This is a genomic window from Cohnella luojiensis (genome assembly GCF_004564235.1).
In the GTDB taxonomy this organism is placed as follows: domain Bacteria; phylum Bacillota; class Bacilli; order Paenibacillales; family Paenibacillaceae; genus Cohnella; species Cohnella luojiensis.
Genome location: NZ_SOMN01000016.1, coordinates 1 through 22,851, shown reverse-complemented (window position 1 = coordinate 22,851; position 22,851 = coordinate 1). Strand labels below are relative to the sequence as shown.

The 22,851-nt window shown below is 50.4% G+C and carries 22 protein-coding genes and 1 tRNA gene; 12 read left to right on the top strand and 11 right to left on the bottom strand.

The window, feature by feature from the left end; genetic code table 11:
* Positions 1-33: 33 nt before the first annotated feature.
* Positions 34-1,014 carry an ABC transporter permease gene (locus E2980_RS12480; protein WP_240703011.1) on the bottom strand — a complete coding sequence of 327 codons (981 nt, stop codon included), beginning with the start codon at positions 1,012-1,014 and terminating at the stop codon, positions 34-36.
* Positions 1,015-1,706: 692 nt separating this feature from the next.
* On the opposite strand from E2980_RS12480, the gene lepB reads away from it, so the two are divergent.
* Together lepB and E2980_RS12470 are read left to right on the top strand one after the other, a co-directional pair.
* Positions 1,707-2,252 (top strand): signal peptidase I, encoded by a 546-nt coding sequence (gene lepB / locus E2980_RS12475; RefSeq protein WP_135152507.1) that lies wholly within the window; start codon positions 1,707-1,709, stop codon positions 2,250-2,252.
* A 378-nt stretch (positions 2,253-2,630) separates the two neighbouring features.
* Positions 2,631-3,566, top strand: a complete 936-nt coding sequence (locus E2980_RS12470) for an NADP-dependent oxidoreductase (RefSeq protein ID WP_135152506.1) — start codon at positions 2,631-2,633, stop codon at positions 3,564-3,566.
* A gap of 40 nt (positions 3,567-3,606) precedes the next feature.
* Here the strand turns inward: E2980_RS12470 and E2980_RS12465 are convergent.
* Positions 3,607-3,683: transfer RNA gene (locus tag E2980_RS12465), tRNA-Met, on the bottom strand.
* Positions 3,684-4,228: 545 nt separating this feature from the next.
* On the opposite strand from E2980_RS12465, the gene E2980_RS12460 reads away from it, so the two are divergent.
* Positions 4,229-5,941, top strand: a complete 1,713-nt coding sequence (locus E2980_RS12460; RefSeq protein ID WP_135152533.1) for an ABC transporter ATP-binding protein — start codon at positions 4,229-4,231, stop codon at positions 5,939-5,941.
* Positions 5,938-7,713 carry an ABC transporter ATP-binding protein gene (locus E2980_RS12455; protein WP_135152505.1) on the top strand — a complete coding sequence of 592 codons (1,776 nt, stop codon included), beginning with the start codon at positions 5,938-5,940 and terminating at the stop codon, positions 7,711-7,713. The genes E2980_RS12460 and E2980_RS12455 overlap by 4 nt, the downstream gene beginning before the upstream one ends.
* Here E2980_RS12455 and E2980_RS12450 read toward each other — a convergent pair.
* Positions 7,706-8,464: an exodeoxyribonuclease III gene (locus E2980_RS12450; RefSeq protein WP_135152504.1), complete on the bottom strand. Its 759-nt coding sequence runs from the start codon at positions 8,462-8,464 to the stop codon at positions 7,706-7,708. The genes E2980_RS12455 and E2980_RS12450 overlap by 8 nt on opposite strands.
* 168 nt (positions 8,465-8,632) lie before the next feature.
* Here E2980_RS12450 and murI point away from each other — a divergent pair, with 168 nt between their 5' ends.
* Positions 8,633-9,406 (top strand): glutamate racemase, encoded by a 774-nt coding sequence (murI, locus tag E2980_RS12445; RefSeq protein WP_135152503.1) that lies wholly within the window; start codon positions 8,633-8,635, stop codon positions 9,404-9,406.
* 190 nt (positions 9,407-9,596) lie between these two features.
* On the opposite strand, the gene E2980_RS12440 is transcribed toward murI, so the two are convergent.
* From E2980_RS12440 to fabV, 4 genes are all read right to left on the bottom strand, one after another.
* The gene (locus E2980_RS12440; RefSeq protein WP_135152502.1) at positions 9,597-9,998 is read right to left on the bottom strand and encodes a hypothetical protein; all 402 of its coding nucleotides are present in this window, start codon (positions 9,996-9,998) and stop codon (positions 9,597-9,599) included.
* Between the two features lie 623 nt (positions 9,999-10,621).
* Positions 10,622-11,692: an AbrB family transcriptional regulator gene (locus tag E2980_RS12435; RefSeq protein ID WP_240703010.1), complete on the bottom strand. Its 1,071-nt coding sequence runs from the start codon at positions 11,690-11,692 to the stop codon at positions 10,622-10,624.
* Between the two features lie 35 nt (positions 11,693-11,727).
* Complete coding sequence (locus E2980_RS12430) at positions 11,728-12,465, bottom strand: MBL fold metallo-hydrolase (RefSeq protein WP_135152500.1); 738 nt, start codon at positions 12,463-12,465, stop codon at positions 11,728-11,730.
* 92 nt (positions 12,466-12,557) lie between these two features.
* A complete protein-coding gene (gene fabV, locus E2980_RS12425) occupies positions 12,558-13,748 on the bottom strand; it encodes an enoyl-ACP reductase FabV (RefSeq protein ID WP_135152499.1) in 1,191 nt (396 codons plus the stop codon).
* Positions 13,749-14,321: 573 nt separating this feature from the next.
* Here fabV and E2980_RS12420 point away from each other — a divergent pair.
* Both E2980_RS12420 and E2980_RS12415 read left to right on the top strand, forming a co-directional pair.
* Positions 14,322-14,969 (top strand): M15 family metallopeptidase, encoded by a 648-nt coding sequence (locus E2980_RS12420; protein WP_205699967.1) that lies wholly within the window; start codon positions 14,322-14,324, stop codon positions 14,967-14,969.
* A gap of 22 nt (positions 14,970-14,991) precedes the next feature.
* Complete coding sequence (locus E2980_RS12415; RefSeq protein ID WP_135152498.1) at positions 14,992-15,864, top strand: phosphotransferase; 873 nt, start codon at positions 14,992-14,994, stop codon at positions 15,862-15,864.
* A gap of 319 nt (positions 15,865-16,183) precedes the next feature.
* Here the strand turns inward: E2980_RS12415 and E2980_RS12410 are convergent, their stop codons facing one another.
* On the bottom strand, positions 16,184-16,957 hold the full coding sequence (locus tag E2980_RS12410) for a 3'-5' exonuclease (RefSeq protein ID WP_135152497.1): 774 nt from the start codon (positions 16,955-16,957) through the stop codon (positions 16,184-16,186).
* A gap of 165 nt (positions 16,958-17,122) precedes the next feature.
* Here E2980_RS12410 and E2980_RS12405 point away from each other — a divergent pair, with 165 nt between their 5' ends.
* From E2980_RS12405 to E2980_RS12390, 4 genes are all read left to right on the top strand, one after another.
* The gene (locus E2980_RS12405; RefSeq protein ID WP_135152496.1) at positions 17,123-17,512 is read left to right on the top strand and encodes a VOC family protein; all 390 of its coding nucleotides are present in this window, start codon (positions 17,123-17,125) and stop codon (positions 17,510-17,512) included.
* A complete protein-coding gene (locus tag E2980_RS12400; RefSeq protein ID WP_135152495.1) occupies positions 17,505-18,260 on the top strand; it encodes a class I SAM-dependent methyltransferase in 756 nt (251 codons plus the stop codon). The genes E2980_RS12405 and E2980_RS12400 overlap by 8 nt, the downstream gene beginning before the upstream one ends.
* A 20-nt stretch (positions 18,261-18,280) precedes the next feature.
* The gene (locus tag E2980_RS12395) at positions 18,281-18,706 is read left to right on the top strand and encodes a hypothetical protein (RefSeq protein WP_135152494.1); all 426 of its coding nucleotides are present in this window, start codon (positions 18,281-18,283) and stop codon (positions 18,704-18,706) included.
* A gap of 98 nt (positions 18,707-18,804) precedes the next feature.
* Entirely contained in the window at positions 18,805-19,377 is a 573-nt protein-coding gene (locus E2980_RS12390) for a 5' nucleotidase, NT5C type (RefSeq protein WP_135152493.1), read from the top strand.
* A 114-nt stretch (positions 19,378-19,491) separates the two neighbouring features.
* Here E2980_RS12390 and E2980_RS12385 read toward each other — a convergent pair whose 3' ends face one another.
* The 3 genes from E2980_RS12385 to E2980_RS12375 all read right to left on the bottom strand — a co-directional run bounded on the left by E2980_RS12385 (position 19,492) and on the right by E2980_RS12375 (position 21,574).
* Positions 19,492-20,145 (bottom strand): hypothetical protein, encoded by a 654-nt coding sequence (locus E2980_RS12385; RefSeq protein WP_135152492.1) that lies wholly within the window; start codon positions 20,143-20,145, stop codon positions 19,492-19,494.
* 21 nt (positions 20,146-20,166) lie between these two features.
* Positions 20,167-20,961, bottom strand: a complete 795-nt coding sequence (locus tag E2980_RS12380) for a hypothetical protein (protein ID WP_135152491.1) — start codon at positions 20,959-20,961, stop codon at positions 20,167-20,169.
* Between the two features lie 157 nt (positions 20,962-21,118).
* Positions 21,119-21,574, bottom strand: coding sequence for an SRPBCC domain-containing protein (locus E2980_RS12375; RefSeq protein ID WP_135152490.1), 456 nt, complete (start codon positions 21,572-21,574; stop codon positions 21,119-21,121).
* Positions 21,575-21,683: 109 nt separating this feature from the next.
* Between E2980_RS12375 and E2980_RS12370 the strand changes: the two genes are divergently transcribed.
* Complete coding sequence (locus E2980_RS12370) at positions 21,684-22,502, top strand: helix-turn-helix domain-containing protein (protein ID WP_135152489.1); 819 nt, start codon at positions 21,684-21,686, stop codon at positions 22,500-22,502.
* The last annotated feature ends 349 nt before the right edge of the window (positions 22,503-22,851 follow it).

The following is a 22,851-nucleotide window of genomic DNA, read 5'->3' as shown; positions in this document are numbered from 1 at the left end:
TTTGTTACCTCCTACTCCTCGCGTCATTCGAAACTAATACAAAGATTGTTGGTTTACCCTTCTGGACCATGCGTTGACCGACACGACCAGCACAAAGGCAACAGCCGACTTAAACAACCCAACCGCGGCTCCGTAGGACAACATGCCATTTTGCAAACCATAACGATAGGTGTACGTATCGATAACGTCCGAATATTGTAGAATCGTCGTATTTTGAAGCAAATACTGTTGGTCGAATCCCGCATTAAGTATATTTCCTAGAGATAGAATCAATAGAATCGTAATGGTCGGTACGAGCGCAGGCAGCGTGACATTCAACATTTGCTTCCACCGATTCGCTCCATCGACTCTTGCTGCTTCATAGAGCTCCGAGTTAATGCTAGTGATCGCGGCCAAATAGATAATGGCGTTAAAGCCCATGTCTTTCCACGTATTGGAGAATCCAATGATCCACCAGAACATATGGCCATTCTGGAAAAACAAAATCGGTTTATCAATGAAATGAAGCGCCATCAAAAGCTGATTTAGAGGCCCCTGAGAGGAAAGCATCGTAATGATGATATTCGCGGCTATGACCCATGAAACAAAATGAGGTAAATAAGAAACGGTTTGAGCCACTCGTTTGAACAAACCTTGTCTCACTTCATTAAGCGCAAGGGCCAAAATGATCGGGGCCGGAAATCCGATCAACAAAGAGAGCAAACTTTGGGCAAGCGTATTCCGCATGATCGGATAAAAATCCCCGCTGTTGAAAAAATATTCAAACCAAGTGAACCCGATAAAAGGGCTATGAAAAAACTGATAGAAAAAAGACCCTCCGCCCGGCGAATAATTGATGAAGGCCATATACATTCCGAACATAGGACCGTAAGAAATCAATAGCGTACACAAAAAACCTGGCAAGATCATGAGGAACAACCATTTCTGCTGCTTGATCTTTTTCCATGCGGAAGTGCCTTTTTTTCGATTCAATTGAGCATTCATCCGCTTTTCTTGCCCCAAAGATGCCTCCACAAGACCCCTCCTATCTCTCTTGCACTTAATATGATGCTTCTTGCCTTTGTTCAAATTTTTGTAGCGCTTACAAAACCATGAGCTTATTATAAAACGTCGACGGAATCGATTAGAATGAACGAATCGCTTCTATCTATGGGAATAATCGCACCAAATTCGGCCTTGGATCCGGCTTTGATCCGTTCCGCACTCGTCGGCAAACCCATAGGATAAAAAAGTGTGGAGCAGCCTATAAGCTGTCGGGATTAAGTTACACTCCGAGATTAACCGAGCGATTGTCAAAAACCAACAAAACTGACCATCTATAAATGGTCAGTTTTGTTGGTTTTTGACATATCAGAAAGTATAAAATTAACCGACCACCGACCACCGACCACCAACCACCGACCACCAACCACCGACCACCGACCACCGACCACCAACGTCGGCTAGTATAGCACCCCTCACAACCCCGTAATCATAGGCTAGCAGCACCCCCGCAACCCAGCACCTCCGCAATCATCGGAAAAAACTAAGTGTAAAATAGTCAGTTAGTTTGAAGGAAAAGGCAACCTATCCGAATCTAATGAAAGACTGCATGCCGGCGGTGAAAGAGTTCATCGGGCTTTCCCGGGAATTCGCCTTGAATTATAATAAGTCTATAACGGATCCCGTATGATAAAATGTGAAAAAAGCGCAGAAGGACGTGTCGCATGAATCTATTAAAGAGAGTCCGAGGTTGGATAAGCTCGATAGCGATCGCTTTTGTTATTTCGCTCGTTATAGGGATATTCCTCATCCAACCTTATCGGGTAGACGGACATTCCATGGACCCGACCTTGCACGACAACCAAAGGGTATTCGTGTCGAAATTATCCCATACCTTCTCCTATTTTCCGGACTACGGGGACATCGTTATCATAGACAGCAGAGTAGACCGCGATCGCAGCTTCAGGGACGACGTATTGGATAATCCGATATTTCAACTGCTGCTAAACCGGAGCAACCGCAACTTCTATATCAAGAGAGTAATCGGGAAACCGGGAGACGTGCTGGAGCTTAAGGATCATCGCGTATACCGTAACGGCGTACCGCTTGACGAGCCTTATCTCAACGAGGTCATGTCGGAATCTGCCGATGAGCAGTGGGTCGTGCCGGACGATCATATCTTCGTCATGGGGGACAATCGGAACAACAGCCAGGATAGCCGGGTGATCGGCTTTATCCCGCTTGATCACGTGCTGGGCAAGAAACTATGATGGACTGATTCAAAACAAGGCAAAACAGGGAACTTCCGCAGTCGCAGCGGATGGTTTCCGGTTTTTTTTGGGCCGATAGTCCGCTCCCAGCGGTTTAGAAGCAGCAGAGCCTTCGTTTTTTCGGAAATAAGCCGCTGCCAGCTTTTAGATCGTTGAGATCAGACAATTGCAAGTCCTATTCGGTTTTTTTCTTCATTTCAACTCTCCTCAACAAAGGGATGGCCAGGCTCGAATCAAGCTAAAAAAAGCTAATGCCATTCAAAATCCAATCAATTAAGAGCAAACTCCCTCCAAGATTTTTTAGAAAATGAAAATTTTTGTTATTATTGTACTTGATTGCTCATCTTTCGTAAGTTAGTTGAAAGGTAGGTTTCCACTATGGCTCAAACAATGATGAGAGCAATCCGATACCATCGATTCGGCGATCCCGATGTATTGCAGTTGGAACGAACTCCAATTCCGGAACCTCAGACTGGCGAAGTGCTAGTGCGCGTGATTTCCGCGGGAGTGCTGCCGATCGATTGGAAGCTACGTAAAGGTTTGATTCCCTTGCCCCTCAAGTTTCCGTACACGCCGGGCAGCGCACTGGCTGGTATTGTCGAAGCGGTGGGCTCAGGAGTATCAGCATTTCGCAAAGGGCAAGCCGTCTTCGGCAGAAGCCCGAACGGAACTTATGCCGAGTATACGACCGCATCCGTTGATTCGCTCGCACTCAAACCCGAGTTGCTAGGATTCGACGAAGCGGCAACGCTGTCCGGAGGGGCGACGACCGCGTGGCAGGCGCTCATCCATGACGGGCAATTAAAAGCCGGCGACCGTGCTCTGATTCATGGCGCTGCAGGTGGGGTTGGATTGTACGCGGTTCAGTTCGCGAAATGGAAGGGGGCGTATGTCGTCGGAACGTCCGGGACAGCTAACCAGAATTTCGTATGTTCCTTGGGCGCGGACGAGGTTATTGATTATGCGACTACTCCATTCGAAAAAGTCGTCGGCAACATGGATTTCGTCTTGGATATGATGGGGGGAGAAACGCTGGACAAATCCTGGTCCGTCTTGAAGCGGGGCGGTACTCTCGTTAGCCTAGTCGCGCAGCCTTCTCAGGACAAAGCCGATGAATGGGGAGTCAGAGCGTTGAAGCCGGCACGCCTTGCCTCGAGGAAAGATTTGGAGGACATCGCCGACCTGATTGTCGAAGGCCATGTGAAAGCGGAAGTCGGGCAGATTTTCTCTTTGAGCGAAGCAAGGCAAGCTCATGAACTCAGTCAGCGCGGACATGGTCGCGGACGTCTCGTTATCCGCGTAGCCGATGAATAGAAAATCCCCGGCGAGTGCGCCGGGGATTGCGTATGCATTTTGGTTGCGGGGGCAGGATTTGAACCTGCGGCCTTCGGGTTATGAGCCCGACGAGCTACCGGGCTGCTCCACCCCGCGACAATATTAACGAGCACGATATCCGTTCTCTGAGGAACAGATCTCTTATACTATAGGAGATACCTTAGATAAGCAAGAGAATTGTCGAAATTCTTTTCAAACTCGGATGACCCGAATTAGCAAAGTAAGTTTGCTAACTCCGTCCTCAACGGACGAACGAGCCCGAATTAGCAAAGCAAGTTTACTAACTCAGAGCTCAACGGTCCTGCGACCCCGAATTAGCGAAGTATGTTTGCTAACTCAGAGCTCAACGGTCCTGCGACCTCGAATTAGTAAAGCAAGTTTGCTAACTCAGAGCTCAACGGTCCTGCGACCCCGAATTAGTAAAGTAAGTTTACTAACTCAGCGCTAAACGGTCCCGCGACCCCGAGTTTCGTACGATTCTAGCTATTAATTTGTGGATTGACGGTTCCCGGCGATTCGGATAAAGTACGTGTAAACGGCGATAACCCCTGCATTGGGCCGGTTATCGCTTTTCTTATGGATAGGGGGAGCGAACGTTGAAAAATACGCCTAATAAGAACTCCGTCGGCCATTATTACGCGATGCTGAGCCGGTATTTGCTTCCGCAAAGGCAGACGCTTATCGGGCTAGCGTTGCTTCTTTTCGCATCCATCGGCCTGCAGCTAATCAATCCGCAAATCATTCGCTATTTTATCGATACCGCGCAATCCAACAAATCCCTGACGCCGCTCTATTACGCCGCGTTGTTGTTCATCGGCTTCTCGCTTTTCCAGCAGCTCGTATCCGTCATTGCTGCCTATGTGAGCGAGAATCTAGCCTGGCGCACGACGAACCAGTTGCGCGGGGACTTAGCGGAGCATGGGCTCAGGCTTGATATGTCCTTCCACAAATCGAATACGACCGGTTCGATCATCGAACGGGTGGACGGCGACGTGAACGCGCTGGCTAATTTCTTCTCTAGCTTTATCATACATATGGCGGGCAATTTGCTGCTCATGCTGGGCATTATTATCCTACTCTTTCGCGAGAACGTCCTTATCGGATCGGCCATGCTCGTATTCGTCATTGTCGCGGTGTATATCATCCAATGGATTCGTAAATTCGCGTTGCCGGTGTGGACCCGGTGGAGACAGATTAACGCCGAGTACTACGGCTTTATCGGCGAGCATCTGGAAGGGACCGAGGATACGCGGGCGAACGGGGCTACCGGCTTTGTAATGAACCGGTTCTATTCCCTGCTGCGCAAGATGCTTCCGATCCGCAAGAAAGCTTTCCTTGGATTCGCGTCGATGTGGATTACCACGATCATTATTTTCGCCTTGGGGAATGCCATGGCCTTCGCGATCAGCGCCTATCTATGGAACAAAGGCAGCATCACCATAGGAACGGTCTATTTGATCTTCTATTACACGGAGCTGCTGGCCAAACCCATCGAGAAGATCCGAACTCAGATCGAGGATCTGCAGAAGGCGGATGCCAGCCTGGTTAGAATTCGAGAGCTTCTAGGCACTCGCTCTAACATTGAGGACGGTCCGGGCGAAAAATTGCCTTCAGGGCCATTGTCAGTGGAATTCCGAGGCGTGACGTTCGGTTATGACGATCAGCCGACGCTCGCGGACATCCATCTTCGGTTAAAGCCGGGGGAGGTGCTCGGATTGCTCGGACGAACAGGCAGCGGGAAGACGACGCTGGCTCGCCTGCTGCTTCGCTTCTACGATCCGCAGCAGGGAGGCATAGAACTCGGAGGTACGGACATTCGGCAATGCAAGCTTAGCGAGCTAAGGTCGAAGGTAGGGCTCGTTACTCAGAACATTGAAATTCTGCAAGGCAGCGTAAGGGATAACTTAACCTTCTACGATGAAAACATACCGAATGAAACTATCGTACGAGTGTTGAACGAGCTTGGCTTGAAAGGCTGGTATGAATCGCTTCCGGCAGGGCTGGACACGCAGCTTGCTTCGGGGGGCGGAAGCCTTTCGGCGGGCGAAGCTCAGCTCCTTGCCTTCGCAAGGGTTTTCCTTACGGACCCGGGCCTTGTTATTCTCGACGAGGCTTCCTCGCGCCTGGACCCGCTCACGGAGTACCGGATGGAGCAGGCGATAAATCGATTGCTTGCCAATCGTTCCTGCATTATTATCGCGCATCGATTGGCTACGGTGGAGCGCGCGGATCAGATCGTGATTCTGGAGCAAGGCAGGATCGTGGAAGCCGGGCAACGGACGAAGCTGGCGGCCGATCCGGAATCTCGCTTCAGCCGGATGTTATCTGCCGGTCTTGAGGAGGTGTTGGCATGAGTACTTTCGCTTATATGTGGCGGTTGATAAGTTATCGGCCGATTTGGTACATCCTTAACGCCATCGTATGGACGGGAATCTATTTGATGCCGATCGTACCGGGGCTCCTAACGAAAGAGTTCTTCGACTCCTTGGCAGGGCAATCTACCATGGGGTATGGAGTCTGGGGGCTGATCGCCTTGCTTCTCGGCTTCGCATTGGCAAGAAGCGCGAGCATATATATTGGTTTCATTACGGACGTGAACTTCCGATTCCGAATGGGCATGCTCCTTCGCCGGAATTTGCTAGAACACATCTTGAAAGAACCCGGAGCTCGGGCAATCCCCTGTTCTCCGGGAGAAGCGATTAGCCACTTCCGCGATGACGTCGACCAGTCTGAAGAAGCAATTAGCTGGTCCGTCGACGTGTTCGGCATGACGTGCTTTGCCGCCGTATCCTGCTTCATCCTTGTTCGAATCGATGCTCAGATGACGGTGCTTGTTTTCTTGCCGCTCGTCGTTGTCGTCATTGCCGCGCAGCTTGCGACGACTCGGCTGCAGAAATACCGTGCGGCAAGCCGCGAATCGACGTCTAAGGTTACCGGAGCTATTAGCGAGATGTTCGGCAGCGTGCAGGCGATTCAAGTCGCGGGCGCGGAGGAACGAGTGGCGGCGCGATTCAGGGAGTTAAACGACAACCGCCGCAAGATGATGGTGAAGGACAAACTAATGACCGAAGTGCTCGACTCGGTGTTCTCCAATACGGTTAACTTGGGCACGGGGCTTATCCTGTTGCTAGCCGGGCAGAAAATGCGAGGAGGGGAGTTCACTGTCGGCGATTTCTCCTTGTTCGTCTACTACCTAACTTTCGTTACGACGTTCATCTCCAATTTCGGGAGGTTCCTGACCTTCTTCAAGCAGATGGCGGTTGCGCTTCTTCGCTTGACGAATATTCTTCAGGGCGCTCCGGCTCACGTGTTAACGGCTTCGAATTCGTTGCATTTAGGAGATAAAAGAACAGGCGGGGGAAAGACAAATGACTTACGCGTTAGCGATCGCCTGGATTGGCTCGAAGCGGAGGGACTAACTTATAGATATCCGGAAACGGGAAGAGGCATCGAGGGCGTTGACCTAAGCCTGGCTAGAGGGTCTTTCACCGTCGTTACGGGACCGATCGGATCAGGTAAAACAACGCTCGTTCGGACTCTGCTCGGCTTGTTGCCCCAAGACGAAGGAGCGATTCGTTGGAACGGCCAAGTCGTCCGGGACGCGGGTTCTTTCTTCGTTCCTCCCCGGAGCGCTTACACCGCCCAAGTCCCGAGGCTCTACAGCGATACGCTTCGCGAGAATATTCTGCTCGGCCAGCCGGACCAAGCAGATCAACTCTCCAGGGCGCTCCATACCGCGGTACTGGATGAGGATGTCGGGCATTTGCAGAACGGACTCGACACGGTCATCGGTCCTCGCGGCGTCAAGCTGTCGGGCGGTCAAGCGCAGAGAACGGCCGCGGCACGCATGCTTGTCCGAGATGCGGAGCTGTACGTGTTCGACGATCTGTCCAGCGCGCTTGACGTAGAGACGGAGCAGAAGCTATGGACCCGGCTCTTCGGCGACAGGGGAGAAGCGACATGTCTAGTGGTCTCGCATCGGAAGGCCGCGCTGGCGCGAGCCGACCATATTATCGTGATGAGGGACGGTAGAATAGAAGCAGAAGGAACGGCGGAAAGCCTGCTTGCCTCCAACGAAGCATTCCGTAAGCTATGGTATGGGGATGAAAGCTCTGACTTTAGCTAAGCTCCAGTTCCAGAATGACTGGACAATGGTCGCTTCCGCGAATCTCGCAATCGATTTTCGCATCGGTAATGAAGGGAGCCAATCGCGCGGAGGCGAGAAAATAATCGATTCTCCAGCCGACGTTCCGCTCCCTGACGCCGGGCATGTTGGACCACCACGAGTAGACGTCTCCCCGATCAGGGTAGAGGTGCCGGAACGTATCGATGAAACCCGCATCCAGCAACAGCGTCATTTTCTCGCGCTCCTCGTTGGTGAAACCCGACGCCCCGCGGTTTCCCTTGGCGTTCTTGATGTCGATCTCTTGGTGGGCTACGTTGAGATCCCCGCATACGATAACGGGCTTCAGTTTGTCCAAATCCTGAAGATAGGCGCGGAACCGATCTTCCCATTCCATTCGGTATTCTAACCTGGATAAGTCGCGTTTGGCGTTCGGAGTGTATACGGTCACGAGATAGAAGGCTTCGAACTCGAGCGTCAGGATCCGACCCTCGGGCTCTTGATCCTCCTCCATTCCGTATCTTACCGATAACGGCTTGATTCTCGTCATCACGGCCGTGCCCGAATACCCCTTCTTCACCGCGTAATTCCAATAAAACGTGTGCGCCTCGCCAAGCTCCAGGTTGATTTGTCCCTCCTGCAGCTTCGTCTCTTGGACGCAGAATATATCGGCATCGATTTGTTGGAAATAATCGTTAAACCCTTTGCTGACGCATGATCTTAACCCGTTAACATTCCAGGATACCAGTCTCATCGGTAGAATCTCCTCACAGCCTGCAGCGGCATTTATCTTTTTTTCAAGTGTATCATACTTATAGATCGTCGTTCGCTCTTCATTTGGAAGAGTCTGACCTTGCTTGAGAGCTCCTGTCGCGATATGCTAGGGGTATCTTCTACTACAGTTAATAGGACTAGATAAGAGATGACAATCGGTTTCTTTGATTCGGGAATTGGCGGGCTAACGGTTCTGGAGGAATCGCTCCGTAGGCTCCCCGCGCAGGACTACCTCTATATGGCAGACACCCTTCATGTTCCCTATGGGACTAAGCCTCAAGACGATGTGAGAGCTTATATCCTCAAGGCCGTGGAGCAAATGATGGGCGAGGGCATCGAAGCTTTGGTCGTGGCTTGCAATACGGCAACCAGCATAGCGGTTAACGAGCTGAGGGAGCTATACTCTCTGCCGATCATCGGCATGGAGCCTGCCGTTAAACCCGCGGTGGAGATGAACCATGCAACGGGGAAAAGAGTGCTGGTTTTCGCCACGCCTTTAACCCTGCAACAGTCTAAATACTATGCTCTCGTATCCCGCGTGGACGAAGGGGGCATCGTCGATTCGCTGCCTTTGCCCGAGCTGGTCCAATATTGCGAAAACTTGCAATTCGACAAGCGCGTCTTGGAAGATTATTTTAGGGATAAGCTGTCGGGTTATGATCTGAATGATTATGGGATCATCGTGCTCGGCTGCACGCATTACCCGTTCTATACGAACATTCTGCAGGAAATTTTACCTCCACATATCCGGATCGTGAACGGCAACGCCGGAACCGTGAGACGTTTAGCCGCATTGCTAAGCCGTTATGGGGTGGCGGGCAGAGGAAGCGGGAAGGTTCGGTTCATGTGCACGGGCGGCGAACCCGAGTATATCGACAAAATGCGGATAGCGCTGGAGCTTCTTCGGGGGAATGAAATTTAATCGTTCTCGGAAGCCACCCTCACGACAACTCGTCCCCCGGCCGCACTAAATGCAAAAAGTACACCTAGATGAACAAGATCCATCTGTTATTGAGATGTTCATGCACAAACTACACTTAGATTCGCTGCTTTCAAACCAAATCGCATGTCGCGTCGAATCTTAATGCCCTTTTTACACTAAGATTCGTTATTTAGCCGTTTTGCTTGGAACTAGGTGTATCTTGTGCACTTACATCGACAGCAGGCATCTGAGCGATTAGTCTATCTAAACCGATAGCGCTAATCATAAGCCGTTCCCTCTTATTTCCTAGGAGTTGTTGAGTCCAATCGACGAATCCGCCATCGCCGATAGGAAGTTCCTGTCCGTTAATCGTCGTAACGACAGTATATTGAAAACCCTTATAGTAATGATTTTCTTTATTGGGCTCCTTTATGGATAGGTCCACATTAATTGAAAGCTCTTCCCCATACTGTACGATTCTTTGCAACAACCCGTCTGAGTCCTTATAGCCGTCACGACCGCTAAGGACAACCGCGATTTCCGACCCGAACAAAGAACGGATTATGTCCTGATAACCTTGATATGCTCCCAAAAAGCTTGCTTTTCAAAAAGATAAGAACCTTGATCTACGCCAGAAGTAACCATACAGAATAAACTAAAATGCGGGAGCATTCCGGGTGCGTTTCCGAAATGTTGAGCCCTAACATGTCTATGAGTCGCAGACAGCCGGATAAAATCATCTCGGTTGCCGCTTTTCCGTGACTTTATCAAATCGCATATATGCAAAGCTAAGAGGTTGGTTGCGTCCGACACCACTTCCGTTCCCCTGATTGCGGATACGATTTTATTCTGGTCCACTGTGGCTACGACCGAACAAGAACCAAGAGGAGCTACGGGGGATAGCTGAACCGGAATAGCTGAATGGCTTTTCGCGATCCTAAGAACGTCTAATTCTAGCTGCTTTAGCTGAATAGGATCAACCGTCGCGGGATGTACGAATCGGTTTCCTGCGTATCTTTTAAGCAAGTCGCTAGCTGACGATTTATTTGCTTTTTCCCTAAATACCTCAAGCAGCAGAGTATTTAAATCGGTGCTGGGTATTCGTTCGCCGAGCAATGCAACAATGTCATTAACGCCCAACTCTCGTACGATTCGTTCAAGGCTATTTTGTACATTTGACGGCATTGCTTTATCCCCCCCGTTTCCAATAGTTTCTTATTCATCGACTGTTCGTCTCATTCTCGCAAGCCTTCCGAAGAGTATTCGGAGCAACGGAGGAACGGCGAAAAAGATGAAAAAAGTGCGAAATATCTGGTAACTGGTGACGATCGATACATTGGCGTTGATTTCGTGCGCGATGATGCCCATCTGATCCATCCCGCCAGGGGCAAGACTCAGCAAGGAAGTAGCGGCGGTGACTGGATGCAGCTTGGTCATGAGGTAACTTAGCCCGCATGCGCCGACGATGAGAATAACGCCGCTAATGAGGGCAAGCGTAACGATCCGGAACTTGTTCGGCAAAGTCTCGGGTTTGAGCAGAAGGCCGACATAACATCCGATCATTAGCTGAGCCGCACCGATGATGGAATTCGGCAGCGCAGGTCCATGCAAGCCGGATAAATGAAGAATGGCAGCAACGATCAACGGCGCTAGTAAGAAGGTCGTCGGGAAATGCAGCTTTTTGCCGAGAAGAGCCATACCCGTGCATAGGATGGCATAGGGAATGATATCGGGAAAGAGTTCGCTCCAGCTAGCGGAAGCCGCTGCGATTGGCGATAATATGACATCGGAGCGATCTGAACCCATAAGCGGGCTGAAAATAATAAGAGGCACGAATACGACGATCATCATAAGCCTGGAAACCTGCAAGAAGGTGACGACCGTCATATCGATTCCCTTCGTTTCTTCGGCGAGCGCGACCATCTGGGTAAGCCCGCCGGGAATACTGCCCGTTAGCGCGGTCGGGAAAGAAATTCCCGCCAGCCTGGACAACCCGTAAGCGGTGAGCGAACAGAGAAGCAACAGCAGCAGAGTCAGCAAGACCATGGAGGGCAGCTGATGAACGATTTCCTTTAGCGTGTCGAGCGTGAACGACAATCCGATAGCGTAACCGACGATGATAAGCCCGATGTTCCGGAAATAGCCGGGCCAGTAAAGCTTGACGGTCTTCATCCCCCTGGAGACGAGGCAAACCCCGAGCATAGGTCCGAGAAGCCATGGAATGGGCATATGGACAAGCGTGAACAGATAGCCGGATACCAGCGCTATTAGCAAAGTGATACACATTTGATAAGTTCTGTTTGTAGGGGCGGATAGCTGCATCAGGTCGCTTGCGCGGCCAATTCCGCGATTCGTTCGTTAGCGCGGTCGTTGAATAGGCCGCCATGATAACAAATGATATTATCGATATCGTAACTGGCTAATTTGCCAAGAGAACGATGCTCAAGATTCATATCCAGAGTGAAACCGGGATTCGGCCCCATGAGCTTACCTTCATGCACGATCATCGCGTCGCCCGCGATTAAGGTTTTGCTTGGCTGATGGTACAAGCAAATGTGACCCGGAGTATGGCCTGGCGTGTAGATGACGTTCGTGCCTCCTCCGAAGGGAAGCTTTTCTCCGCCATTCAACGTGCAGTTGACGTTCGGAGGCGTCACGGCCGAGAAGACCGACCGGTATTGCTCGGCCTCTTCCGGCGAGAGCTGTCCGAGGATCATATTCAACCGTTCCTCGGGCACCTTGATCAACGGGATCTCCCCTTCGATATAGGGCTTATCCTCTACATGGGCATAGATGTCTAGCCTTTTACCATTATCGGCAAGAAACGGCGGCAAGCTCCCGATATGATCGATATCTTGGTGGGTAAGCACGATTGCGTTTAATTTGTCCGTCGGCAGGCCGGCATTTCGAATGAGCTCCATCACGAAATCGTAATAGCCCGGCAACCCCGTATCTATTAATACGACGGATTCGTCATCGTAGAGGACCGTCGGGTGATAATAAGCTCCTCCGGATTTTGGGGCCAACTCCAGCATCTCGATGCCTTGCGCGATTTTCATGATATAAAGCCTCCTTAAGTCCAATTAGATTAATAATAGCAAAACCGCCAGGATAATCTGACGGTTTAACTTCGATGCAGAGTAGAAATTCGTTAAATCAAATTCGGAATGCTTACGTTCGGATCCACGTCGGCCTCGTAGTCGACGCCGTCCGTTTCGAAACCGAACAGCTGGAAGAATTCGCGGCGATAACCTTCGAGATCAGTCAACTGCCCGATATTTTCCGTCGTAAGGGCCGCCCAAATCTTCGCGACTTCCTCCTGTACGTCTTCCCGCATTTCCCAATCGTCGATACGGATACGGCCTTCCTCGTCGACCGGAACGCCTTCCGGGGAGTACAGGCGACCGGCAAACAAGCGATAAGTTTGCTCGATGCAGCCTTCGTGGATTCCTTTTTCCTTCATGACCTTGTACAAGGCGGAAATATAGAGAGGCACGACCGGAATGGCGGAGCTGGATTGCGTGACTAGCGCCTTACTGACCGTTACGAAAGCACGTCCCCCGGTAGCGCCGAGTTGTTCGTTCAACCGCTTGGCCGTAGCTTCCAGATGATCCTTGGCTTGGCCGATCGTTCCTTCGCGGTAGATATCCTGGGTAATTTGCGATCCGATATAGGAATAGGCAATCGTCGTCGCAACGTCGGAGAGCACGCCGCCCTCCCGCAAGGCGTCGATCCACATTTGCCAATCTTCGCCGCCCATGACGTCGACCGTCTCACGGATTTCGTCTTCCGTCGCAGGCTCGATCGTAATCTCGCTGACGACGCCGTCGTGGAAGTTGACGGTTTTATTCGTGTAAGGCTTGCCGATCGGCTTAAGCACGGAATTCGATGTCTCGCCCGTGCGCGGATTCGTCCGGCGCGCGGATGCGACGCTATATACGACCAGATCGACTTGCCCCAGTTCCTTGCGGATCAGTTCGATCGCTTTCTGCTTCGTCTCGTCCGTGAACGCGTCCCCGGTTACGCTATACGACTTTAGACCGGCCTGCTGCGCCGCGATTTCAAAGGCTGCGGAATTATACCAGCCTGCGGATGCCGGACGTCCGCCGCCTCGCTCGCCTTGCCGATAGATACCGACGGTATTGGCGCCTGCGCCGAACGCCGCCACAATTCGCGAAGCCAAGCCGTATCCGGCGGATGCTCCTATGACAAGCACGTTGCGAGGACCATTGATAGCCAGTTGTTCCTTCACGTAGTCGATTTGCTCTTGCACCTGTCGGGCGCAGCCTTGAGGATGCGCGGTTGTGCAGATAAACCCGCGTGTTCTTGGTTTGATAATCATGATATGAAATTTCCTTTCTTAGCTCGATGCTGTTTTCTGCGTCCTAATGCGGACATTATTTCTATAATAACGATTTTTAACCTAAAACGGAAACTTTAAGTGACCGGTCGAGCAGAGTGAAAGTTTACAAAGCTAAGAGGAAGTAACGAAATTGTAACCAACTCCGTTCATCAAACGCGAGTCGAGCCGAGAAAGTAAAGAAACTTTGCTACTCCACCCGTCGCAGTCGAATCGAGCCGAGATAGTAAAGAAACTTTGCTAACTCCACCCGTCGCAGTCGAATCGAGCGGAGATAGTAAAGAAAGTTTGCTAACTCCGTCCACCACGCGCGAATCGAGCGGAGATAAAGAAACTTTGCTAACTCCGTCCACCAAGCGCGAATAGCGTCCTGGGAGCAACAAAAGAGCCCTAACACTGACTGAAAAGGTAAACAACGACGTCAGGCAACAGTTTCCGTTGACACAACCAACTGCTCAGGAGGATTATAAATATATCGGAATTGGACACTCTATTAAGAGAGTCATAGACTGAATCTCCGTCATGGAGAGGAAAGGCAAGGGCTAAGAAGCAGATATGAACGTTTCGAACCAAGAAGCCATCGTCGTTCGTTCCCAGAACAGATCGTTAAGACAGAGAAGAAGTAGAGGATTATGGCTAGGGCTAGCCGCAACGGCGGTCATGGTGTTCTTATTGGCAAATGTTCCAGTGCTAGAGAGACTAGTACCTATTGAATGGTTCCGCGAAGTTCCCGAGGTGACGCGACTGCATCCGGTCGTCGCTGCGAAGAAGGATGAACTTGTTGCGCTGAGCGAGAACGTCGGAATCCATGTCGTCATCACCGATGACTTTCGCAGTACGGAAGAGCAGAACGCCCTTTATCGCAAAGGCCGCAGCGACGAAGGGGCAATCGTGACCCAAGTCGAAGGCGGGCAATCCTACCACAACTACGGCCTGGCCATCGATTTTGCGCTTGGCGCTCCCGGAGGCAAGGTACTTTGGGATTTGGAGTACGACGGAAACCGCAACGGCAAGTCGGACTGGCTGGAAGTCGTGACCATAGCGAAGCAATTAGGCTTCTCCTGGGGAGGAGATTGGGTAAACTTCCGAGATTATCCGCATCTGCAGATGGATTTCGGTTATTCTATAGGCGAGCTGCAGCGGGGATGGCGCCCTCCTGATCAGATAGCCGCAGTAAAGACACAGAGCCCGGATTTCCGATAGGGGCCGGCATGGGGGGAAGAAGTTGTTAAATCAAACGGATGTTAATGTCATCGTTAATGAGCTGAGTGCAAGACGCATCATAGGTAACGCGGATCAGATCGTGAATAACCGGAATGGAACTACGGAAGGGCTTGTTTATACCATCTGGTCAGACGGCGAGCCAAGATACGTGCTAAAGCGCGAGAGGACGGATAATCTTGTAGTGGTTGAAAATTTGCTTGCGACATACCGGGATTCCGCTTTATTTCCTAAGCTTCTATACTTCGCGCCTGATAAAACCTTTATCGTCTACAGCTACATTACAGGAGAAACCCACCATAATCGGGGCTCGAAAATAGACTGGCTATCGCTATTGGTTACGGAGCTCCTCAATCGTTATGTCATCTATCAAGAAACGGACGGTTGGGGCAGGCTGGAATGGCCGGTCCATTCTTGGCGCGAGTTTAATGAGCGAAGCCTCGAAGGCGCACGGGAAAATATCGGCAGCCGTTTACCAGCCGATAATTACGAGACCATGAAGTCGCTAATCGAGAAAATATCGCAAGTTGATGAGAGCGATGGACGGTATCTGCTGCATGGGGATATGGGCGTCCATAACTTCGTATTCCATGGGAATAAACTGAAGGGCGTCATCGACCCGTCGCCTATGGCGGGTCCTGTCCTCTATGATTTTACGTACGCTTTCTGCTCTTCCCCGGACGATCTGACTGTCGAAACCTTGTTCGAGGCATACGCCTTGTTCCGACACGAGCAGGTCGATAGATCGAGATTGATCGAAGAGGTCGTTTTTCAGCTATATTGTCGAATCAGTATCTGTATTCAGCACCATCCGCATGATCTAGAGGGTTACTTGAAGGCATGGAACTATTGGAAGGCTCTTATATCTAAAAAATAGATGTCAATTTGCAGAGAACAAGACAATGACGAAGCAGGCCGCATTGAATCAACGCGGGATGAACGTTTCATAGTCCAGACGGTCAAAATGACAGTTTCAAATGCAATATTGGCTGAGTGTACGTGTGAGGTGGTCAAAATGACCGTTTCAGTGTACGAATCAAAACATCCATACCGAGTTTGGGAGTCAAGACGGTCAAAGTGACCGTCTCAAAATGTGAAGTTAGTTCATGAGCTTGTGAGGTGGTCAAAATGACCGTTTCAGCTTAAGTTAAATCACTTACAAGTAAACCGCACAGGGGCGATTTACTTTGCCGAATCTATTTCTCTGTCCTAATCGGCGGCGCTTTCTTCTCCAGCTCTAATGCATAATACTCCTGAAGCTCCGCGCGCTTTCTTTCATCTGTTAGATCGACTTTTTCCGCCAAATAGCTTTCCACGAACGTTTCCCATTCCTGCATTTTCTTCTGGGCGAGCATCCCGCGAACCGCGTTTTTGATCAATCTGCGTTCCTTGGAGTTGGAGAATTGGTCTTTGTAATATTGCATAAGCTCCAGATCCAATTCGCGATATATCTTTCGGAAAACCTCGGACGTCATACGCGCATCGTCAAGTGCCCGGTGGGCAGATCCCTCAGCGGAGATATTCAGGTCAAGAAGAGCGGCTTCTACGCTGACGTCGTTCGTGACGTTCTTGTAGCGCAGGAATCCCTTCAGCAGGTCGAAATAAGGAGCCGCCATCCAGTATGCATCGTCAAGCTTGTGCATCCTGGTATCGAACACGATCCGCTTCAAATCCTCGCCGCCCCAAGTGACCAGTAAGAACTCTTCGCTGAGATTAAGCCATTCGGTGAAATCGGCAATAACTTTGCGAAAGCCCTCGGCAATATCGATCTCTTCCTGGGGGATTCCCGTTTTCTTCTTGATGAACGCGTTAAGCTTGGAGAAATAGACCGGCTTGATCAGCGACGAGAACTCATCGGTCTGCTCCAGAGATGAATTCAGTCTCACGGCTCCGATTTCAATGACTTCCATCGGCAGGTCGCTGGCAAATTTACGTCCGTTAAATTCGATATCGAGAATAATGTAATCCAAAATCGCGCCCTCCGCTCTGTGACTCGTGCTTCCATTCTATCAAAAAGCGAAGCGTCTTGCTTATCTTAGGCCATATGGATTTAATGAAGACGTTGTATTATTATATTCTTAAATAATGAAACAACGTCTCACAGAGTGAAACAGCATTAAAGGAGGCAATGCGCCATGACTTATGCGTTTATCGGGATCGATCACGTCCAATTAGCTGCTCCCGAAGGCTGCGAACCGGATGCCCGCTCGTTCTTTGGCAAGCTATTGGGTTGGGAGGAAATTCCTAAGCCGGAGAGCTTAAGACCGCGCGGAGGAGTCTGGTTTCAATGCGGCGCGCATCAAGTGCATATCGGCGTTCAGAAGGACTTCGCGCCGGCTACGAAAGCTCATCCTGCATTCGAGGTTCGGAATATCCGATTACTACGGCAACATTTAGTCCGGAATCGCGTTTCCATTATTGAAGACGATGCGAGAGAAATCGAAGAATGCGAACGATTTTTTCTAAAAGATCCGTTCGGCAATCGCCTGGAGTTCATAGAATGGAGAGTGGCTCGCGATGAATAGCAAAGAAAGATTTTCTAGCCGAGTGGAGACGTATAAGAAATATCGGCCTAGTTACCCGCGGGAAGCGATCGATTATTTAGTCGACGTTGTCGGTTTGAAACCGCAATCCGAGGTGCTGGATATCGGAGCGGGAACCGGAATTTTCTCGCGCTTGCTGTTGGAGCGAGGGGCTCGGGTGACGGCCGTGGAACCTAACGAAGAGATGAGGGAAGCTGCCTTGGCGGCTTCCAAGGATAATCCCGATTTCCGCGCAGTACCCGGATCTGCGGAGGAGACGGGGCTTCCGGCTAGCTCTTATGATTTTATAGTCTGCGCGCAAGCATTCCATTGGTTCGATCAGGCAGCGGCGAAGGCTGAATTCCAACGCGTACTTAGACCGGGCGGGAAAGCCGTACTGATCTGGAATACGCGATTAACGAGCGGAACTCCGTTTCTAGAAGGATACGAGCGGTTGCTGCACGAATTAGGAACGGATTATGGCAAAGTGAATCATCGGAATATTTCGCGCGAGATGCTAATCTCCTTCTTCAAGAAGGATGGGCTCCGGGAGGCTCGATTTTCCATTCGCCAAGTGTTTGATTTCGAGAGCCTTAGCGGCCGGCTTATATCCTCTTCGTACAGCCCGCAACCGGGACATCCCCACTACGAGCCCATGATGACGGCATTAAGGGAGCTCTTTGATCAGAACGAGCTAGAAGGTAAAGTGAATTTCGATTATGTAACGGAAGTGTTCTGGGGAGAGGTATAACGGTTGAAGGAGAGGATTCAATGAGAAAATCGACGATTTTCATCCTGATCATTGTCCTTGCTTCGCTGCTTATGGCATGTAACAAGAACAAAGACGATACTACGGGCATTATCGTGAATGACTCAATTGAAGAAGTTACGGAAGATATTCTGGTCAAATACGGCGATGGCAGCCAGATCATTATGGACGATGGAAAGTCCATTAGCCATGTCATCCGATCTCTCAAATCCATGAACTATAAAGAAGTTGAGCGTCCTGATACCGTGGGGCAGAGCTTTATTTTGCAGTTATCGAAAGAAAAGGAATTAGAATATGCAAGTACCGGCTATATAAGAATCGACGAAACGCTGTACAAAGCATCGAACGCCGACATCGTAGCCGAGCTGAACGAATTTGTCATCCAATACGGATTAGAGGAATTTCCCGAATTGTTAGGTAGCGACTGAGGCTCCTGCGCATAATAGGGCGGAGGCTCTGAATATATGACAAAACGACTACTTAAGGGATATCCATTGAAATAGCGCGGTGAAAAAGGAGCAAGCGGATGAAATTCGGATTCGATATCGACGATACTTTGCTTAACTTGCGGGAGCATGCCTTCCGAATTTATAACACGAAGCTGAACAAACAAATCGGCATAGAGGTTTTCCATGCCTTGACGACGATCTCCGTCCATGAGGCTTTCGGGTTAACGGTGGAGGAAGGGCGAGAGATGTGGAAAAGCCACAGGGACGAGATTTACTTCTCGGCGCCCCCTTTTCCGGATGCGGTAGAGGTGCTTCAGGAGCTTGTTAGACAGGGACATGAGATCTATTACGTCACTGCGCGATCGGCTGAGCATTGCGAGAAAACGAAGGAGGCGCTGGAGTTAGCCGGGTTCCCTGTACAGGATGGACGATTTTACTGCGGGATGGGGGATTTGGAGAAGGTACATATCATTCGGACACTTGGCTTGGATTATTATTTCGACGACAAGCCGGCGGTGCTGGATACGCTAACCGAATTGGAGTTGCAGTTGTATGCCAAGGATAATCCGTACAATAAACATCTAGGAATTCCTCGTATCGTTAACTGGCGCGAATTGCTGGGACACCTACCAGGTGGAACGGATGCTTAGGCGTAGGGAGTAGATTGTGCCGTTAAACATAGCGGCTATAATAGGCACAATGCTCATCATGCACATCACGGATAAAAAGAGCGTCAATGTAAGCAATGCGGCAGGCATGCGAGTTCATCCTTTTATTTCGTTAGTGAAGCCGGAAGAAACCCAATCGGGCTTGTCCGGGATTGGAGTCGCTGGCGTCTCTTTGATCTGGGCGTTCCGCAACCCGCGGGTAACCTGAATGCACAAAGTCAGGTAGATGGAATAGATAACGATATTCGCCGCGCCGGACAGAATCAGAAGAGTCGAGCTCGCCTCGGTACCCGCATTCAGGACAGCCCTGTTAAGTCCGTTCGAGACCAGCAGAAAGATGATCAGATAAATCGCTAGCCCCTGTAAATTGTAGCCTTGCTTCCGGGCCGCGGAGATGGTGATTAAGGATTTACCCATTTTGCTATAGGTGGAAGGCAAGCCGTAGAAGTTGAATAAAGGCACCATATTGCATACGAGCGCCATGCCTGGCGAACGAGGATAATTAGGCATGATGGTGTTTAGATCCATATGCACGCGGTAGATCCAGATTAGATAAAGAACAATAATGCTGATATAGAGTACGCGGGACATGATGTCCACAATTCCGTCCAGGGAGTAAGCATAGTCAATGTATAAATCTACATCAATAACATAGACAATCGTGCATAGAAAGGTGATGGCGGAGCTGGCGACCAGCACCCACAGCATGATGGTGAGAACGTTGGATAACATTTCCGATTTAAGCTTCATTAAAGGTGACTCTCCTCTATTTTAGGGGTTCATTGTTCTTAGAAAATCCAGCGCATCGTCCAAAGTGTCCACGGGTACCACTTGAAGCGTCAATCCAAGCTCTTCTGCCACTAAAGAGGCCTCTTCCTCGTTGCTCAGACCTTCATAATAGAAGCGCTCCTTATCCTTAGGCACGAGAAAATAGTCCGCTCCGAACTGCTCCGCAGTCCTTAGCTTGTCTCGGATCGAGCCGACGGAGCCCACGGTGTGATCCGCTTCAATCGTTCCCGTTCCCGCGATGACGTAATGTCCATTTGCGGAAAAGTCCTCTTGATTAGCCTCTTCGACCAGGCCGATAGCTAGCATTAGCCCCAGAGAATCGCCGTAATAATCCGTGGATTCCTCGATAAGAGCTTCAAGCCTTTGTTCGAATTCGCCGGCGGGCTCTTCCGTATCGGTATCTGATCCTACTTCGTCATCAGCGGAAGTTATCGCATTGCGAATCGTTTCGTCGCGATAATCCTCGCCCATGTCCTGCATGTCGGAAAAGTCTTTTTCGACCGATGCGTCCGCGGATACGAACTCCGCATCTGGAAACGCTTGTTTGGTGCTCCATCGTTCATATAGGTTCTTGGTAAACCCTTCGCGAACGTAGGTGAAATTCACGCTGCCATCGACGCCTAGCTCTTGAACGGAAACGATCTCGCCGGGTGCGGTAAAAACATAGTATCGCGGGAGAAAGAAAACGACCGCAACGCTAATGGGGAGAAGCAGCAGCAAGCTGACAATGATAATCTCGGGTCGAATTCGTTTTCGTGGGGTCGCCAGTTCGCTCAAAGGATCAAGTCCATTCTTGGGGGATATTGCTTGCTTATCCAGAATTCGAGGAAAACCGCAGTATTCCTTCTTTTTTCGATTTGGAAGTTAATGAGCAAACCCCACTAAAAAAGCCCTCGTCGTCTGACGGGGCTTTCGGTTACTAGCTATTCCGTTCTTACCAGCCGAAGTCGAGCGTCTTGCCCGTCTCCGCGAAAGTCTTAATGTTGCTCAAGATCATCGGCCAGTTCTCCGCCGTAGTCTCAAACGAAGGGTGGTTTTCCGTCCACTGGTCATTGACCAGCGTCATCTTCGTGGTGTTTGTTTCTCCTACCGGCTCCAGAGTGATCGTGATTCGGGTCGTAAGCTCTGCATGGTTCGGTCTATAGGACGGTCCGGGATGCTCCAAGCAGCTAAATACTTTATTAGGTTCGAAGGTAAGGATCTTGCCGTAGGTGTGTATCGTTTCATCCCCATCTACGCCCGGTCCGACGTATTCGTATGAGCTTCCTTCCTCGAAAGACGAACGGATGACGCTGCCGAAGAAGGTGGCTTTAGTCCCTTCGGGTTGGGTCAGAGTTTCCCATATTTTTTCCGGCGATGCCCCAACATACAATACGAATTTCAGTTCCATGAATAGGTCCCCTTTCAACTCGGTTGGTGATCACTCTTATGATAGAATAACGATACAGGAAAGTATTGTAAAAATGCGACAAGCCGTAAGCGGGAGGGTGACCGAATTCATGGATCCGATAGCCGACCATTCAACCAAGGGGATTTTGCAGGCGGATGCCGGAAAATCGAAGTTTAAGCTATCCCGGTACGAACCCGCCGCAGAGCTTAAACTCTACATTCAGCATTATTGGGTGTCGGAATGGGATTTAAGGGGACAGGAGCCTTATCGACAAGCCGTTCTGTCCCATCCTAACGTGAATCTCGTCTTCGAGCCTGGTAATACGCGGGTGTACGGAATCTGGGAGAAAACGTCCACGCAAGTACTCCAGGACCAAGGCAGAGTAATTGCCATTAAATTTAACCCCGCGGGATTCTATCCCATCTGGAAGAGTCCTCTATCTACGCTTACTAATCGGTCGATTGTTTTGCGAGAGGCATTCGGGGAAGATGCTTTGTCTCTGGAAGACGAAGTACTTGGCACGCAGGATGTGGCCGGCCAGGTTGGACGGATCGATCGGTTCTTCTTGGAACGGCTTCCGGAGCGGGATGATAACGTCGGACTCCTGAATGAGATGGTGGCTGTTCTCGTAGCGGAGCCTGAAATCCTCAGGGTCGAACAGTTGGCAGCTCGTTACGGCAAGAGCGCGAGAACATTGCAACGGCTATTCGACCGTTACATCGGCGTCAGCCCTAAGGGCGTGATCCAACGTTATCGGCTTCACGAGGTGGCCGAGAAGATAGAGAAAGGGGAGGTCGTCGATTGGTTGAAGCTTTCTTTGGATATGGGCTATTATGATCAGGCTCATTTCATTAAAGCCTTCAAATCGATCCTCGGGAAATCTCCGGAAGAGTACATGAGAGCGGTCCAGAACGCCGGATTGGGTTGATTCGTCCAACGGGGCAAAAAATAGAGCGGCCTTGCCGCTTTAAATCGACGTGAGCGGCATTTTGGGTGGAAATAGAGCGGCCTTGCCGCTTTAAATCGAAGTGAGCGGTACTTTGGGTGGAAATAGAGCGGCATTACCGCTTTAAATCGAAGTGAACGGCACTTTGGGTGGAAATAGAGCGGTCTTGCCGCTTTAAATCGACGTGAACGGCACTTTGGGTGGAAATAGAGCGGCCTTGCCGCTTTAAATCGACGTGAGCGGCATTTTGGGTGGAAATAGAGCGGCCTTGCCGCTTTAAATCGAAGTGAGCGGTACTTTGGGTGGAAATAGAGCGGCATTACCGCTTTAA

Bases quoted from the DNA above. Each gene is read 5' to 3' on its own strand.
- E2980_RS12370 (WP_135152489.1), top strand. From the start codon at position 21,684: ATGGATCCGATAGCCGACCATTCAACCAAGGGGATTTTGCAGGCGGAT.
- E2980_RS12435 (WP_240703010.1), bottom strand. From the start codon at position 11,692: ATGTGTATCACTTTGCTAATAGCGCTGGTATCCGGCTATCTGTTCACG.
- E2980_RS12400 (WP_135152495.1), top strand. From the start codon at position 17,505: ATGAATAGCAAAGAAAGATTTTCTAGCCGAGTGGAGACGTATAAGAAA.
- murI (WP_135152503.1), top strand. From the start codon at position 8,633: ATGACAATCGGTTTCTTTGATTCGGGAATTGGCGGGCTAACGGTTCTG.
- lepB (WP_135152507.1), top strand. From the start codon at position 1,707: ATGAATCTATTAAAGAGAGTCCGAGGTTGGATAAGCTCGATAGCGATC.
- E2980_RS12420 (WP_205699967.1), top strand. From the start codon at position 14,322: ATGAACGTTTCGAACCAAGAAGCCATCGTCGTTCGTTCCCAGAACAGA.
- E2980_RS12455 (WP_135152505.1), top strand. From the start codon at position 5,938: ATGAGTACTTTCGCTTATATGTGGCGGTTGATAAGTTATCGGCCGATT.
- E2980_RS12430 (WP_135152500.1), bottom strand. From the start codon at position 12,465: ATGAAAATCGCGCAAGGCATCGAGATGCTGGAGTTGGCCCCAAAATCC.
- E2980_RS12395 (WP_135152494.1), top strand. From the start codon at position 18,281: ATGAGAAAATCGACGATTTTCATCCTGATCATTGTCCTTGCTTCGCTG.
- E2980_RS12450 (WP_135152504.1), bottom strand. From the start codon at position 8,464: ATGAGACTGGTATCCTGGAATGTTAACGGGTTAAGATCATGCGTCAGC.
- E2980_RS12405 (WP_135152496.1), top strand. From the start codon at position 17,123: ATGACTTATGCGTTTATCGGGATCGATCACGTCCAATTAGCTGCTCCC.
- E2980_RS12390 (WP_135152493.1), top strand. From the start codon at position 18,805: ATGAAATTCGGATTCGATATCGACGATACTTTGCTTAACTTGCGGGAG.
- E2980_RS12470 (WP_135152506.1), top strand. From the start codon at position 2,631: ATGGCTCAAACAATGATGAGAGCAATCCGATACCATCGATTCGGCGAT.
- E2980_RS12385 (WP_135152492.1), bottom strand. From the start codon at position 20,145: ATGAAGCTTAAATCGGAAATGTTATCCAACGTTCTCACCATCATGCTG.
- E2980_RS12460 (WP_135152533.1), top strand. From the start codon at position 4,229: ATGCTGAGCCGGTATTTGCTTCCGCAAAGGCAGACGCTTATCGGGCTA.
- fabV (WP_135152499.1), bottom strand. From the start codon at position 13,748: ATGATTATCAAACCAAGAACACGCGGGTTTATCTGCACAACCGCGCAT.
- E2980_RS12375 (WP_135152490.1), bottom strand. From the start codon at position 21,574: ATGGAACTGAAATTCGTATTGTATGTTGGGGCATCGCCGGAAAAAATA.